The organism is Mycoplasmopsis anatis (assembly GCF_900660655.1).
In the GTDB taxonomy this organism is placed as follows: Bacteria; Bacillota_I; Bacilli_A; order Mycoplasmatales; family Metamycoplasmataceae; genus Mycoplasmopsis; species Mycoplasmopsis anatis.
Genome location: NZ_LR215035.1, coordinates 929,339 through 947,216, shown reverse-complemented (window position 1 = coordinate 947,216; position 17,878 = coordinate 929,339). Strand labels below are relative to the sequence as shown.

At 25.9% G+C, this 17,878-nt stretch carries 11 protein-coding genes; all 11 read left to right on the top strand.

The window, feature by feature from the left end; all coding sequences use genetic code 4:
• Positions 1-27 precede the first annotated feature (27 nt).
• The 11 genes from EXC66_RS04125 (at position 28) to EXC66_RS04075 (ending at position 17,840) form a co-directional block, all read left to right on the top strand.
• Entirely contained in the window at positions 28-681 is a 654-nt protein-coding gene (locus tag EXC66_RS04125; RefSeq protein ID WP_006886456.1) for a hypothetical protein, read from the top strand.
• Positions 660-2,825, top strand: a complete 2,166-nt coding sequence (locus EXC66_RS04120; protein WP_006886455.1) for an ABC transporter ATP-binding protein — start codon at positions 660-662, stop codon at positions 2,823-2,825. Before EXC66_RS04125 ends, EXC66_RS04120 begins: the two co-directional genes overlap by 22 nt.
• A 76-nt stretch (positions 2,826-2,901) precedes the next feature.
• Entirely contained in the window at positions 2,902-3,381 is a 480-nt protein-coding gene (gene lepB / locus EXC66_RS04115; protein ID WP_006886454.1) for a signal peptidase I, read from the top strand.
• Between the two features lie 105 nt (positions 3,382-3,486).
• A complete protein-coding gene (locus EXC66_RS04110; RefSeq protein ID WP_006886453.1) occupies positions 3,487-4,467 on the top strand; it encodes a lipoate--protein ligase in 981 nt (326 codons plus the stop codon).
• On the top strand, positions 4,467-5,273 hold the full coding sequence (locus tag EXC66_RS04105; protein ID WP_006886452.1) for an alpha/beta fold hydrolase: 807 nt from the start codon (positions 4,467-4,469) through the stop codon (positions 5,271-5,273). The genes EXC66_RS04110 and EXC66_RS04105 overlap by 1 nt, the downstream gene beginning before the upstream one ends.
• A gap of 18 nt (positions 5,274-5,291) precedes the next feature.
• Positions 5,292-5,555, top strand: a complete 264-nt coding sequence (locus tag EXC66_RS04100) for a DUF4177 domain-containing protein (RefSeq protein WP_006886451.1) — start codon at positions 5,292-5,294, stop codon at positions 5,553-5,555.
• A 77-nt stretch (positions 5,556-5,632) separates the two neighbouring features.
• Complete coding sequence (gene pth, locus EXC66_RS04095) at positions 5,633-6,193, top strand: aminoacyl-tRNA hydrolase (protein WP_006886450.1); 561 nt, start codon at positions 5,633-5,635, stop codon at positions 6,191-6,193.
• The gene (gene tilS, locus EXC66_RS04090; protein WP_006886449.1) at positions 6,194-7,087 is read left to right on the top strand and encodes a tRNA lysidine(34) synthetase TilS; all 894 of its coding nucleotides are present in this window, start codon (positions 6,194-6,196) and stop codon (positions 7,085-7,087) included.
• Between the two features lie 48 nt (positions 7,088-7,135).
• Positions 7,136-9,145 carry an ATP-dependent zinc metalloprotease FtsH gene (gene ftsH, locus EXC66_RS04085; protein ID WP_006886448.1) on the top strand — a complete coding sequence of 670 codons (2,010 nt, stop codon included), beginning with the start codon at positions 7,136-7,138 and terminating at the stop codon, positions 9,143-9,145.
• Positions 9,146-9,237: 92 nt separating this feature from the next.
• Positions 9,238-16,953 carry an ABC transporter permease gene (locus EXC66_RS04080; protein WP_040544327.1) on the top strand — a complete coding sequence of 2,572 codons (7,716 nt, stop codon included), beginning with the start codon at positions 9,238-9,240 and terminating at the stop codon, positions 16,951-16,953.
• Entirely contained in the window at positions 16,953-17,840 is an 888-nt protein-coding gene (locus tag EXC66_RS04075) for an ABC transporter ATP-binding protein (protein WP_006886446.1), read from the top strand. The genes EXC66_RS04080 and EXC66_RS04075 overlap by 1 nt, the downstream gene beginning before the upstream one ends.
• Positions 17,841-17,878 lie beyond the last annotated feature (38 nt).

Genomic DNA, 17,878 nt, shown 5'->3' with positions numbered 1-17,878 from the left:
TTAAATAATATTTAAATAAGGAGAAATGTGAAAAAAATATATATAACAACTATAGCTGCTTCTTCCATAGTAGCAGTTTCAGTTCCGACCGCATTAGCTATATCATTAAATGTTGAAAATGCAAAAGCGGTCACAATAGATATTGAAGAAATTTCTACAAATAAATATGCTTATAAGTATTTTAAAGGACTTGATTTATTTGTGGGAAACGAAGGAAAAATTAAAATATTTCATAATTGATTCGAAAAAGATCGAGCTCATTGAAGTGGAGAATCTTGAAGTGAAGTTCTCAAAAACGAAAAACCATATAAAATTCCTAAAATAGCCCAAACAAACAAATACCTTCTAGATTATTGAGGTATTAATGGTGGTAGTTTTTCGGGAGGAATTAGCGCTGGTACAAATGGAGCAGAAGCATCATTAGGTTTTTCTGTGTCTGTTTCTTCTAATGATAAAGAGTACAACGAGACACGTGAATACCTAAATCAAGAATTAATATTCTATGATTATGATTTATCCGCTAGATTTTCGAGTTGATCGGGTGGAGCAACGGTGATAAGAAGCGAATTTTTTATTGGTAATGGATTTTCAACTTCTGTTGACACAAAAGTTAGTGCAATTTCAAAGGAAATTTTCAAGAAATTACGTGGTAACGCAATATGATGAAGATTAGAAATTTAACTAAGAAATTTAATAATCAAGTTGTGATTGAAAATCTTGATTTAGAATTTGAAAATAATAAGTTAATTTTTATAGTAGGTAGATCAGGTTGTGGAAAATCAACATTATTAAATTTAATAGCAGGATTAGAAAAACCAGATTCAGGCGAAATATTCATTAATGACGATTCAAATAATATAAATAACCACAACAATGACCAAAAAATTGATTTCATTTTTCAAGATTTTAATTTAATTGAAAATTTAAGTGGTCTACAAAATATTATTATTTCTAATCAAATAATAAATAGAAATATTTCTAAATTAGATATTTATGATATTGCTTCAAAAATTAATATATCTAAGCAAACATTAAACAAAAGAGTTTCTAAACTTAGTGGCGGAGAAAAACAGAGAGTAGCTATTTTAAGGTCTATAACCAGAGAGTCTGATATCATCTTGTGTGATGAACCAACAGGAAATTTAGACGCTAAAAATAGTGATGAAATATTTAGTTTACTTTCAAATCTAAAGAAATCAAAAACAATTATTGTTGTTTCTCACGATTTAGAAGCAGCTAAAAAATATGGTGATTACATATTTGACTTAGAATCTAAAACGTTGATTCAAAATAATATTGATTGTATTGAACAGAAAAACATAAGTAATATAAAAAGTAAGAAAAATTCATTTACTAAATTTAAACCTATTTTAAGTTTAACTTGATCCGATTTTAAGAAGAAGTGATTTTTATTTTTGCTAGTGATTTTTACATTTGTAACTACATGCATCAGCACAAGTACAACAATTAATTTGACACAACATTCTTTTAATATAAATAAATCGTATAAAAATCAAATAGAACAAAACATTTATGAAATTAAAGGATATAAAAACTCAAATTTTTTAACAAGTTGAGATTTAAATAATTTAAAGAAATACGGGTTCGATCATATTTCAGAGGAATACATTAATCGAGTACCTTATTTTTACATAAACAATGATTGGGAAGTTTTTAATAATATATTTTTTAGCGACAACAGTAAATATATGATGGAAAATATATGAATTAATTCGAATACTAAAATCCCCTTTTTAAATGATAATGACATTGTCTTAGGTAAGGACATAGTAGAAAAATTAAATATTAGTAATCCTGTTGGTAAAAAAATTGAAATTTATGTTTCTGATAACAACAAAGAAATTAAATATGATTTTAATATTGTTGGAGTAAATGAAAATATTACTATTAATGATACCTATTATACTTATTTTAGCAAAAACATGTCTCTTGAGTGGGCTTGAGATATAGCAGGAATATTCGATAAAGAAATTTATTTCATTAGTAAAACCGCCCAAGACCAACACCTTAGTAATTTAATTTCACCGACATCTTACAAAGTAATACCACATCAAGACAATGTTAAAATATTAGAAGGTAAAGATATTTCAAACTTTAATGAAATTTTAATACCATCAAGTAGTGAATATGCAAATTCTAAATATTTAAATGAGTATTTTACAATAGGTGGGTGACGTAATAATTTTCTTGTTAAAGCAGTAGGGATTTATGAAAACGAATCTAATGAAATTCTTGTTTCGAATGATTTATACAATATAGGAAAAGAAAACTTATACAAGTCTATAAATGTGTATACTGATGACAAAGGTAAAATTGAAAACTTACAAAACACATCGTATTATAGTGTAACGAATTATACTGATCAAGCTATTAGTAAAATTGTTAATAGTCAAAGTTCAACTTCAATTATATTAGCTTATATTTCATTCGGATTAGGATTGCTTTCGCTGATTTTTATAACTATATTCAGTTTTATGAGTATACATAGCAAACAAAAAGAAATAGGTATACTAAAAGTTTATGGCGCTAAACCATTACAAAGTTTAATGTATCACTTATGCACAATTGTTTTAATGTTGTTATTAACATTACTGTTTTCGTTTGCGTCAGTACAATTACTTCAAAATTCATTGTATTCAAGTATGGAGAATTTTAGTAAAATCACCCCGATTATCAGTGAAATATATCTTAAAATGTTTATCCTATGATTAATAATTTTTGCATTTACAATAATTATTTATACTTCGATTTCGATAACTACATTCTTTAAGAAAAGCTTAAGTTTATTAAGAACAAAGAATTAGTATTTGAAATTAGAAAAAAAATCGAGTTCATTAATTATTTTTATACATAATAATGAAGAAAGTATTAGATTAAAAAATGATAAGTATTAATATTTTAAAAAACCACAAAATCAACAAAATAATTTTATTAATTACTTTTTTAATTTTAATTTTTGTCATTATAATATCTGTGTATTTTATTAATTTTATGATTATTAAGATTGATGGAGATTCAATGTTACCTCATTACAAAAACAACAGTATTCATTTAGTGTGAAAAACTAAAAATTTTTCAAATTTAGATGATGTGTTAATCAATAAAAATGACACATTAATAATTAAAAAACTTGTAGGATTAAGTGGAGATCATATATTTGTATCAAATAACAAAATTTTGTTAAATGGCCAAGATATCACTAATTATTTTATTATTGATAATTTTATAACTGATGAGATTAATATTATTGTTCCAAATGATTCATGTTTTGTTTTAGGAACAAATTTATCTAAAAGTAATGATAGCTTAAAGTTTGGTTTTTTAGCAATAGAATCTATGATAGGGAAAGTATTAATTTAATATTGATTAACTTTCTAACAAAGACTTACTAATTCACATTTTACAATACAGATCAATTCTGTATTTTTGTTTTAACTCAAAAATAACTTGTAATATAATAAAAATATGAAAATATTTAGAATAAAATCAACAAGTCCTTATACAACATTAAGTTTAGAAGAGTTAATTACTAGCGATCCAGAGATGACTGGAGACATCTTTTTAATTTATCAACACAATAATGCTGTAATTATTGGAAGAAATCAAAATGCTTATGAAGAAATTAAAAGAGATTATATTGAAGAAAATAAAATAGAATTAGCAAGAAGAATAAGCGGTGGAGGAGCTGTTTATCACGATTTGGGCAATATTAATTTTTCATTTATTACAGATTACAATAAACAAGCAGGATATGAAAAATTTTTACAGCCTATCATCAGTTTTCTTAATTCATTAGGTTTAAATGCTGAATTCCACGGAAGAAACGATATTTTGTGTAATGGTGCTAAAATAAGTGGAAATGCACAATTTATTAAAGGTAATAGAATAGTTTCGCATGGTACTTTATTATTTGATGTAGACCTAACAAAATTATCTAATGCTTTAAATCCATCTAAATTAAAATTGGAATCCAAAGGTGTTCAATCAATTCGCCAAAGAGTGACAAATATTGCAAAAGAATTAAATTATTCAATGAGTGTTGAAGAATTTATTGAAAAATTAATTGAACATTTTGTTAAAAATGGTGATGGAGAAATTATTGAAATACCATATAAAAAATATGAAGATAAATTAAATCAAATGATTGAATATAAAAAATCAAATGAATGGTTATATAACAAAAATGCTGATTTTCAAGCTTCTAACGCTAAAAAATTTCCAGGTGGTATTTTAAAGATTAAGTACAATGTAGAAAATAATAAATTTAAAGAAATTGTTTTTGAAGGTGATTTCTTAAGCAAGCTAGATGTCAATGAAATAGTTGGTAAATTTGATAATTTAGAATATTCAAAACAAGCAGTAATTGATGTATTAAATTCAATTAGATTTGAAGAATATTTCGGAACAATTCAAATTGACGAAATTTTAGAATTAATTTTTGGGTAATGTTATATAGAGAAAAAATAAACAACTTTGAAATAAATTATTATTCAGAAGAGTTTCAAGAAAATAAACCAATAGTTCTCTTTTTGCATGGTTTTGCAGATAGTTATAGAACTTTTGTTAAACTTTTTAATTCTAATGATTATATTTCAGTTGCGATAGATTTACCCGGTTGTGGGCAATCGGTGTATGAAAATGAACTAAAAATTGAAGATTATCAAAATGTTGTAGAACAATTTATTATCAAACATTTTTATAATAAAGATATCTATATAGTATCTCATTCATTAGGTTCAGCATCAGCTTTATATGCTGCTAAAAAATTAAAAAACATTAAATTTTGTCTTTTAATTGCTCCATTTAATTATTTAATTGCTTCAGAAAAAGAACATGTAAAAATAATGAGCAATAGATTATTACCAGATAGTTTTGATGATATTTATGAATCCTACACATCACTTTTTTATAATTTAAATGAGCTAATAAAAACTGCAGCTGAAAAAAGAGCAATTAGTTTTAAAACAATTTCAACACAAAGAATGAACAATTTTGAATATATGGTGAAAAATCAAATTCTTAATATAGAATATAACAATTTAATAAAAGAACTGTTTTCACTTAAAAATTATTCAATAATAACTGGTGATCAAGACAAATTTGTTCCAATACATCTAATTAACAGAATTAAAGAAGAAAATAATTGAATTGAACTAACTACAATAAATAATTGTGGACACGCTACAATTTATGAAGGATTTAGTGAAGTGAAAAATAAAATTTTAGAGATGATAAAACATAACAATTGATAATTATATTTAGGAGGTTTTATGGCGGATTATTCAGATTACTCAACATTTTCAACAGCTTCAGGTAAAAATTTACCATATGTTGTTATTCAAGTTACTTTAAAAGAAAAATTTCTTGGAACTGGATCAGGTAATTTAAGTGATTTAGAAGAAGTGATTAATTTACAAGCTGCTAAAGGATATAGATTACACACTATTTCTACTGTAAATAGTACAAGCAAAGGATTACTAGGCGGAGATAGAATACAAGCAACTTTAGTTTTTGAAAGAATTGATTTAAGATAAATTTCATGCTCAAGCATGATTTTTATTACTAAATTTCGATAATAAAAGCGAATTAAAATGGTATTATTAATATTAATATGAGATTAATAGTTGGTTTAGGAAATCCTGGTAAAGAATATGATCTAACTAGACATAATGCAGGATTTATGGTTATTGATAAAATTTGTGAGAAATTAAATGTTTCATTAAATAAGAGCAGAGCAAATGGGGAGTTTGTTAAAGTTGATGATTTAATTATTGCTAAACCCTTAACTTATATGAATAACTCAGGAGATTTTGTTTTGAACCTTTGTTCATTTTTCAAAATCTCTTGGGATGATGTTTTAGTAATTCATGATGAAAAAGACTTTAGAGTTGGCCAAGCGTCAATTAAAATAGGTGGAAGTGATGCGGGACATAACGGAATAAAGAACATTACTCAACGTCTAGGTAATCCTAATTATAAAAGAATTAGAATTGGAATTGGGCAAAACCCAAACAAAGAATTAAAAGATCATGTTTTAGGACGCTTTACAAGTAATGAATTGCTATTTTTAGAACCTGTTCTTAATTTAGCCGCTGATGCTGCTATTTCGTTCGCTTTTAATGATATTACTACAGTGATGAACTCTTTTAATGCAAAGTTAAAAAGAGGTTAGATGAATAATTTCAATAAGTTAAAAAACAAAAAAATATTAGTTGCTGTTAGTGGTGGACCTGACAGTATGTTTTTATTGTTTCAATGTATTCAACATAATTTAGATATTGAGGTTGCTTTTGTTAATTATAATCAGCGTGAAGATAGTTGAAAAGACGAACAAATAGTTAGCGATTTTACAAGCATAAACAATATTAAATTACACAAATTAATATTAAAAAAATCTGACTATATTAAAAACAATTTCCAAGATTGAGCTCGTAAGCAAAGATATTTATTTTTTTCAAAAATTTATAAAGAAATCAATGCTGATTTTTTATTAGTTGCACATCACAAAGATGATTTGATCGAAACATATTTTCTAAATAAAAAACAAAATAAAATAAAATTTTCAATAGGTATAAAACAATCTAATCACATTTATGGTATGAACGTTTATAGACCATTTTTATATAAATTTTTTAAGAATAAAATAGAGAAATTATGTATAAAGCATAAAGTTAAATACGCCACAGATTATACAAACAAACTAACAAAATATGAAAGAAACAAAATACGCATAAAGTTCGCAAATTGTCCTAATTTTGTAAAAAATATAATTGTTTTACATATTAATATGAAGCAAAAACTTTATCATCGAAAAGAAATTAAAGTAAATAAACTTTACATTATATGAAAGGAAGCGATATTTGATCAAGATATTTTTAAAAAATTAAAATACAAGGAAAGTTTAATATATAAATTTGTAAATGATAATTATAATGATATAAACTTAAGCAAAATGAAAATTAAATCAATTATCGATTTTGTTATATCAAATAATAGAACAAAAAAATATAAACTAAAAAATAATATTTTTATAACTAAAATTAAAGGAAAGTTATATTTAAATTAAGTCAACATTAAAGTATAATTTTAAAATCTATATTAAAGAAAGGAAAAAATGAAAAATAATAAACAAAATCCAAGAAAAATTTGAGTTTATGGTTTTTTAGTTATTGTGCTTTTAGCAATAGCAACTTGAATTCTTTTTGACATTTTAAGATTTTCGGCTTATAAAAATTCCAATTTTGGTGAATTATTAAGTCAAATTCAAGAAATTGTCAAAACTGGTCCAAGCGATACAAACAAGATTCAAAATATTGTATATGATCCAAACACAAATTTAACTACGTGAACAGTTGTAAGCAGTATTGATGGTAAGTTAGTACTTAATAATTATAGAGCTGGTGGAGCTCTACAAAGTTATATGAGTATTTTAGGAAATATTAAATTTCCAGAGTTTCCTGATGCTTCATTTTCAGATTTGCTATATCAAGCAACTAACAAAACATTTGATGTAAGTCAAGCAATTCCTAAACAAACTCCAACAATTGTTTCATGACTTGTAACTTTATTGCCAACAATCTTGATAATCGGAGTAATTGGATTCTTTATGTGAATCACCTTAAAAATGAATTCCGGTGCAGGCGGTTCTGGGATCCTTGGTGATAAAAGTCCTGCTCAAAAAATTATTTCTGATAAAAAATTCAAAGATGTTGCAGGAAATCAAGAACCAATTGAAGAAATTAAAGAAATTGTAGATTATTTAAAGAATCCTAAAAAATATAAAGACTCTGGAGCCAGAATGCCACATGGTATTTTACTTGGAGGTCCTCCAGGTACAGGTAAAACCTTAATTGCAAAAGCAACAGCAGGAGAAGCTAATGTTCCATTCTACTATATTTCAGCATCAAGTTTTGTTGAAATGTTTGTAGGTTTAGGGGCAAAAAGAGTTAGACAAGTTGTAGCAGAAGCTAGAAAAAACCCTGCTGCGATTATCTTTATCGATGAATTAGATGCTATTGGTAGAACAAGAGGAAGTGGTATCGGTGGTGGTCACGATGAACGTGAACAAACATTAAACCAACTATTAGTTGAAATGGATGGAATGGAATCTAACGCAGGAATATTATATATAGCAGCAACAAACCGTGTCGATGTTTTAGACCCTGCATTAACCCGTCCAGGTAGATTCGACAGAACTATCACTGTAGGTTTACCAAATGTAAAAGAACGTGAAGATATTCTAAAATTACACGCAAAAGGAAAAAGATTTGATTCTAATGTTGATTTCAAAAATATAGCAAAAAGAACCCCTGGGTATTCAGGTGCTCAGTTAGAAAATGTTATCAATGAAGCTACATTATTATCAGTTAGAGAAAATTCTAACAAAATAACATTAGCTATTCTTGATGAAGCTATTGACCGTGTTATGTCTGGACCTGCTAAAAAAACTAGAGTTATTACAAAAGAAGAGCTAACAATGGTCGCATATCATGAAGCTGGTCATGCTGTTGTAGGTATTAAAGTTCCTTCTGCAAGCAAAGTTCAAAAAATTACCATAGTACCTCGTGGAGATGCTGGAGGTTATAACTTAATTATACCTGAGGAAGAAAAATATAACATGACTAAGAGTGAGCTATTAGCAACGATAGCAAGTTATATGGGAGGACGTGCCGCTGAATCGATTATCTACGGACAAGAAAATATTTCAACCGGTGCTGGAAGCGATATTGATAGAGCAACGAATATTGCGAGAAAAATGGTTACTCAATATGGTATGAGTGATTTAGGACCAGTTAAATATGAAAATGATGAAGGTAGTCCGTTCCTAGGAAGAACTTTAGCTACAAATAGTAATTATAGTTCAAAGATTGGTCATGAAATCGATTTAGAAGTTAGAAAAATTATAAGTGATGCTTTAGCTTTAGCAACTAAGACAATTCAAGAAAATAGAGAATTATTAGAACTTATTAAAGAAAGACTATTACAAAAAGAAACAATTGTTTCTGAGGAAATCGACTACATCGCCAAAAATCTTAGACTTCCTGAAGATCCACAAGAAGAACAAGTTAAAAGTGACGATGCAAATGTAAGTATTGATGATTTAATAAAAAGTGTAGAAGAGTAAGAGAATTACGGGAAAACCGTAATTTTTCTTTCTATGAAAGGGAAATTCTGTAAAAATCATTATAATTATTTAAATTTATTTATAGGAGAATTATGAAGAATTTATTTAAGGAGACGCTCAAATCTCTTTCTAAAAATAAAGTTACAATTACTGGACTAACTATTCTAGTATTTTTATCGTCATCAGTTTTTACATTTACTAGTGATATAACAAAATCCATGACAGATGAGTATAATGAAAGGATTAAAATATCCAAGTTACACGATCTTACCCTTGATTTAAATATACCATCAAATGGTAGTGCATACAATAACGGTTATTATATTAATGGAAATGATCAAAACAGTGTTCTTACACCTTCGGATTATAATGAACCGATAAGATACTTTGACGAAAACAACTATTTAAAAGCTGAATACGGAATTTCGTTATTCAATGAAGAAAATGACTTCATAAATCTTTCTATTTTTAAAGAATTAAATAATCATTACAAAAATTTATATATTAAGAAGGATGATTTATCTAAATTCTTCAACATTTTCTATAATAATAAATTACAAAATAAAGTAATCTTCAATATCAACGAAAATACTAAAACTGTTTTATTTAATGAAGAATATAATTTCGAACTATTTTCTAAAACAGGTGGACAATTTAATATTGTAACTAAAACGATAAATTTAGATCCTAATTCCACCATTTATTTAGATAAAGTTTACAAACTTAATGATATTGCTAAAATCATTACAAAAGAAGATGGTTCAATAATAGCTTCAGAATTTTCAACACTATTTATAAATGTAAACACATTAGAAGCTACATTTGATTTTATCAAAGGTAAAAAATGAGATGACCTTAACCAAGTTTATAAAATTGAAACGAAGGATTTAACTAAGTTTTTAGGCTTTGATAAATTTGCTGATAATAGCTATATTTTTACATCAACAATTGATAAATTAATTAATAAAAATGTATATATAACTAATAATTCAAATAATGTAAAAGATTTTATAATTGATAACACTATACAGATTGGTTATTTAAATGGAAATAGTTTATCCAGTCTAGAACAACAAATTTTATTTTCATTCCCTAAAAATATAGAGCTAGACTTACCTAAACAATGAATTACAAAAAACAACATTTACTCATACTTTAATAGATGAAATTATACAATTACATATGATGAAATTAACGCAGATAAGTGAAGTGGTGATTTTAAATCGTATATTGATGACCAAATAAATAGGAATAATTTTGAAATTCCTAAAAACTTAAGAGATTTTTCGTATTGACAGAAGAAAGATGAAATTTTTACGGATTTCTTTGATGAAAATGGAAATTATATTAAAACCATTAAAACATCTGACTTAACTTCTAAAGTTTCTAAGGATGATTTAGAATTAAGATTAACTATAGCTCCGAAAACTTCCCAAAATAATTCTATAAATTTTGAAAAATTTAGTTATGAAGGGACTAAAACAATTAAGGAAATAGATAAGCTTGATGAAGAAAATATTTATAATGAGCTTGATAATATAAATAATGAAAACATTAAAGATGACACTTTCAACCGAATTAAAAATGGTTCTTTAATTATTACTAAAAAACGGTTAGTTGATAAAGTTTCTGAAATTGTAACAGATGCAAATATAGGGTATAGGCAAACTTTAACGATTGACGCAGTCGATCAAGATACTAACAAAAGAAATGTATTCAATTTTATTAATGTTGGTAATCAAGATTCTATTGTTAATGGCGTTAAACTAAATATTGGCAAACTTTATAATGAGTTTTATAATAAAACATCAATAAATTTCATTGATGAGCATCAAGACAAATTTTTCAAGAGCAATCAATTGCCTATATATGTATCGGGTCTATTGGTTAAATATCTTAATCAAGGTCTTAATGTTGACCCTAAATACGTTATTATTGATAATGAAATTGGGACAGTTGAAATCTTCAACTCAAATAACGGTGATTATAAAACTATAACTACTAAAATCTTTAAATTTGCAAATTTTGATATTAATGGAACTGATATTAATCGTTTTAATGGGTTTGGTTTTGCTTCCGACTCAAACAAAATAATCATTGTTAAACAACACAATATCAACAACGAATTAACATGAAAGAATGTTGAATTTAATAATCACAATTCAATTTATTGAAAAGATAACGATATAATTGACTTATTAATTAGTCAAAACTGGACTTTAAGAACAACATATATTAACCCAAATGGGTGAGCAAAAAATAATAATTCATTTAAAAATACTATGTCACTTCCTCTAGGGTATGTTGTTCCTAATGCGGACATAGTCGATGAAGCTTTGAATAAGCAAACGCTTAATATTTTTACAAGTTCAATTGAAAAAGTTCTACTAGACAGTGATTTAGTTCATAATGGTTATATTTCTAAAGAATCTATATCAGTTTTTATGGATTCGCTCAAAAAAGCTTTAAATGATAACGATTTATATAAATTATTCACAGGTAAAGCAAATACTAATACATTACCTAAAACCATTTTTTCATTAATCCATAATCTAACTCAAACGAATAATGGTGATTATTTCTCTGTTATTATTAATGGATTATTTAATAATATAAAAATAAAACTTGAAACTTTTCCTACTATTAATGAACAGAAAACTTATTTAACTCAACAAATATCTAACTTTTTTGGATTTATAAATAATTTCTTTGGTTTCGATTTAGAAAAATATTTTAGTGCATCAGAATTAGTTAATTTATCAAAAGATCCAAAAGTAGTTTTAGATTCCATATCAAATATAATTTTATCGTTCAACTTTAAAATATTTTCCGAAAAAGTAATGAATTTTTATGAAAGCGGTGAACATAACAAGGTGGTTAAAATCGATAATGAAGATCTAGAGATTAAATTAAGTGCTTCACAAATAATAATTTATCTTTTAGATTCATTAAATCAATCAACAGTAAAAAAAGCTATTATAAATATATTAAATAATTTAGATGGAAACGCATTTGTCATTGGTGAAAATAGTACACTGCCAAATAAATTATTTTCACTTTTACCTTCTTCCGCTCAAAACGCCTTTAAAACTATATTGTCAGAAACGAAGATTTTTGACTCAAATAATTCAGAAAAATTTAATATTTTCAAATCTATGTTAATTCAAATATTGGAGATATTTGACTTTAATATTTTTTCTTCAGAATTAAACAAACATTTAAATATCTATAAAATAACTGATGAATTAGTTACATATAACAAAAGTTTAGAAGAATACGAAACTATTAAGAAAAACTATGCTATCTATTCATTTAAAATTTCAGATGTACTCCAATCTGCTTTAAAAGCATTATTTTCGATTCCAGGTTCAAATAAACTGATTAAAAATTTATTAATCGAAGGATTGAATATTTCATCCAAGAACTCAATCATAAATATTGATGAAAACAACAGATTATTAATACCATCGCCTGATGAAGAAAAACTAGACTTCTTTGATTTAATAAAAATATTCGATTCTAATACCTCAACTTCATCTAAATTACATGATTTTGAAAAAGACGTAGTTATTTTTGAAAATATACCTAAAGATTTCAAGTCCATAAAGGACTTAAATTACCTAGAAAAAACGTTTTTAGAAAAATATAATATAACTAATAAACAAGAATTTGATAAGTTTGTAGATAAATTTAATCAAGTTAGAGAAATGATTAAAATCGATAGAAATCATATAAATCTTTCTAAAGATATGAATATAGGAAATCTTTCTAGATACTTAATAAATTACAATTTTGGTTCTGGAATAGATCATGAAAGTTCAAATACCTATTGAACAATCATAAGCGGTTTATTGAATAAATTTGTGCCTTATACACCAGCTACTGAATATAGCTATGGTCTAGATGGATTAAACTTATTTAGATTATGATTCAATATATTTATGCTCGATGAAAACATATATACAAGGGAACAAAAAGTCAAATTTGCACATAATTTATTAGTGTTTGCAAATAGAAGAGATATTATTGAATATTTCAATAATCCCAAATTATTAAATCCCACATTATCAAATATACCGTTGCCAGAAAGTGCAGATTTTACAGTTTCACGTTCAATTGTCGACCTAAACGGAATGATTGAATTATTCTTTAAAGAAAAAGAAGGAAAATTATTAAATCAACAATTAAATGATTTTATAAACGAAAATATAGAATTTAAACCATTTATAATTGAACACAAAAAAGAAATAACTAAAATGTTTAGTTATATTGCATCATCTGATAAATATTATAAACAAGATGGCGAAGCATTATTATCTAAGCTTGTTAGAAATCTCATTGATGGTGATTTAAAGAGTGATAAATTTTATGATAACAAGGATATTTTTAAAGTTATTTTGGACAACGACCAAATAAGTGAATTAACAACTCTTTTTGGTATAAATTCAGTGTTACTAGATCCTATTTTGAGAAATTTAACACCCGAATTATTAATTTGGTTGTTTACCGACAATTCAAATAATGGGATAAATCAAGATTCAAAAGGAAACTTGGCTTGATTCATTCAAAGTAAAATTGTTAACTTCGAGGAGTTAATTAAAAATGAGTCAAACATATTTTCAATACTATTTAAGAATGAAAAACCATTAAACACACTTCTTGAACATGAAAGTGATCTTGATTTGGTTATCGATAATACCCTAAACATTAAAATGAAAGATTTTATAGGTAAATTTACCTTTTTCGATATAGATATCACAAAGTTAATTTTAGACACACTAAGCTCAATTACTATAGCGACATATGATGAAAATGTTATTAAATTTAATGACACAAGTTCATATGTTGCAAAGGTTAATTACTCTTATTTAGCAAATAATAATAAAGCAATTTATGAAGGTAAAATTCCTCAAAGTCCTACCGAGATAGAAAGATTAATCAATTCACTTGACTCTAAATTCCTAATCGATGTAAATGGGATTAAGTTTATAATTATAGGTGAAGACATAACTGCCGATTATTTATATCCAGTTATTGATGAAAATAATATTCAAGTAGACACAAGAAATCAAGGTTTAATTTACGTTAATAAAAATGGATTTGATAGAGTTAGATTTGCTTATCAAGGTAATGTTGTTAAAGAATATTTATTAATTAAAAGTCCTGAAGGCACTAAAGTAGATGATTTAAAACAAACAATAATAAATGTTGTAAATTCCAACCTAGAAAGTAGTAATACATCATTAAAAAGAGTTTATGCATCGACTGAAACGGATCCGATTAACCCTGAAAGATCTCTTAGAGTAAGTATACTCTCAGGTTTAATTAATTCTATTCAGAACGTTTCTAATATCATTCTTACAGTTTTACTTATTTTGGTTTCGACATCAATTGTCTTTATTATAAGAAGATATATCAACAATAAAAACAAAGTTATTGGTATCTTAGTAGCTCAAGGTTATTCAACAATTCAACTTGCCTTGTCATTTACTGTTTTTGCAATGTTCACTGCATTAATTGGTGGAATTTCAGGTTATATAATCGGATTTATATTACAGGAACCGATAGGTAAAATATTTAGTTCATATTGAACATTACCACCTAATCCATACAAATTCTCATTCTTGAGTTTTGCTCTTACAATTATTGTTCCATTTATTGGAATGTCAATATTAATAATATTAATATCATTAATTTCATTACGTTATAAACCTATTGATTTAATGTCTGGAATTACTGAGATTAAAATCGGTCAAAAACAAGTGAAATTTCAACAATTCCTTAAAAGAAGTTCAGTTAAAGTTAGATTTAGTGGATCTTTATTATTTAATAGTTTTTGAAAATTAATGTCATTTGCACTTAGCATCATTTTAACTGGAATAACAGTAATATTTGGATTATCTACATACAACGTATTTGATAAATCAATTCAAAAAACTTATGAAAATAGACATTATAAGTTTAAATATGATTTAGAAACGCCTACATCACAAGGTGGAGCAATACATCCTTTTGATGTTAACGATTTAAACAAATCACTTTATGTTCCATTAGGTGAAGGAGTAGAATTAAAAAGAAATTATGCAGACTATTTCAGACCAGGATACTCTTCAATAATAAATTATGACGGCAAAAATGGTGTTCCAGATGAATTTACCTCACATATTCTTTCACAATTCTCTGTAAATATTAAAGTTGATTCTGGTGTTGCTGTAGATCCATGATCAATCGCTTACAATTCAATGCCTGACTCACAAAAATCTAGAATAAACATGATTAGGGATAAAATAGGAAAAGATCTTGAATTAACTCAAGAAGGATTAGTTATAACTGAAGATGGACAAGTAGATTTTGAAAAGACAACTAAAGAGTTAAACTTCTTCCATTACATTCCTAATAAAAGTGTTATCACTGACTCAAAATTTATGTATTATGAATGAAATGATAAAACTAAAGAATATGATATTAAACAAATTACAACAAAATATTTAAGAGAAGAATATAGAGAATTCTTAATTAACGCTTATAACAAAATTAAGCAAAATAATGTTGAAGACTTTTTAATTTCTTTTGGTGGTATTTATTTTGATTCTAAATATGATGAAAAATACACTTATGTTTTAAGTGAGATAGACAATCAAACAATCAAACTTTACGGATATAATCAAGACTCAAAATTGATCAAAATAGTTGACTCTTCTGGTGAAGATCTTCTCAATAAACTTAATACTTATAATGAATCTAATTACATTCCTTTAGTAATAAATCATGTAAGTGCTAAAAAATTTAATTTAGGTCTTGACTCAATATTAGATTTAAATGTATTAAATCATATTGATAGATACACCTATAAAATAAGTAAATCTATAAATTCTGAATATAATTTACCAACTCTAAATTATAAGTTTAAAGTTATAGGTATTAGTGAAACATATATAAATCAAGAATTTATTATTGCTAAGAAAGATGCGGATAGAATTACCGGGTTAAATAAAATGAAGTTCAAAGACAATGAGGCGTTTAATGGTATTTTATCTTCATCAGATAAAGCAACACAAATATTAGGTTCAACTTCACTTTATTCACCATCAGGTTATTGAGCTGGTCTATCAACATATGATATAAATAATCTTGATTTAAAGGAAAAACAAGAAATTTATGATAATTTATTTGGTGAAAATGGTGTAATGATAACTTCCGGTACATCAAAACAAGATGTTGCGCTATTTTTAAGTTCAGGATCATCTGATAATTATGAATCTGTATTTAACAATCTTAGAAGTAATCCAGAGACTTCAATAGATAAATATTCAGCAATATTTGATGGTTGGTTATACATGACAACAGCTTCATCATTAGAATCTAAAGATATTGAAGTTTCATTTACCAAGTCTATTTCAACAAATATGGAAAGTTTATCATCAATAATAATTAGTCTAGGTTTAATTATAACTATGACTATCATTGTAATTATTTCTCACATTTTAATTAATGAAAACAAGAAAAACATTGCAATATGATCTATTTTAGGTTATAGCCAAAAAGAAAAAGTTACGATGTTCTTTTCAATTTTTGTTCCATTTATAATAATCTCAACATTAATAGCTATTCCCTTCTCATTAATTATTATTAATGTATTTAGTAATTTATTGATACAAATTGCAGCAATTGCAGTTCCGATTAAATTGGGAATTTTACAAGTAATTTATACTCTAATAATTATCTTTGGTGTATTTGGAATAACTACTTTTGCTTCATGAAAACACATTAATAGCATAAAACCAGTTGAATTATTGAAAGGAAAATAATGTTTAAATTTAATAAGAAATTAAAAATCACAAAAAATAATGTTTTTGATTACATAAATAACGAAATTAAAGATAAAGAATGCATTGTTAACAATAAAATAGCTAAATTATTAAACAAAGCTACAAACTCAAAACGTAAAAAAGATAAAAACATTAATAAGAAAAATTCTAGTGAGAACATTATTGAAGTTCAAAAAGTAAGTAAATATTATCTTTCTGGAAATACTGTGACAAAAGTGCTGAACGAAGTTGACCTTGAAATTAAAAAAGGTGAGTTTATTATTATTTACGGTAAATCCGGTTCAGGTAAAAGTACACTACTAAATTTAATTAGTGGTTTAGACCGTCCAAGTCATGGAGATGTAATAGTTTGTGATAATAATCTTCCCTACTTAAGTGATAATCAACTTACTTTATTTAGACGCAAACATGTTTCGTTCATTTTCCAAAATTATAATTTATTAGAAAATTTAACAGGGTATGATAATGTTGAAACCGGGCTTTACCTTCAAAAAAACAAGGATAAACATAAAGATATTAACGAACTTCTTAAACAATACGAAATTTATGAAGTCAAGGATAAATATCCAGCTCAAATGTCTGGAGGTCAACAACAACGTATTTCTATTTTAAGAGCTTTGGCTAAAAATGCTGAATTAATTTTCGCTGATGAACCGACAGGAGCTCTTGATGAAAACACAACAAGAATTGTTTTATCGAATTTATATGATATTAATCAAAATGAAGGTACAACAATTGTAATGGTGTCGCATAACCCTTCTATGATGCCTATAGCTGATAGAATTATCAGAGTTGAAAATGGTAAAATCACTAGCGATAAAAGAAATTTGAATAAAATACATCCAAATCAATTAAAACAGTTATAAAAATTAGCACAACAAAAGGTTGTGCTTTTGTTTAAATT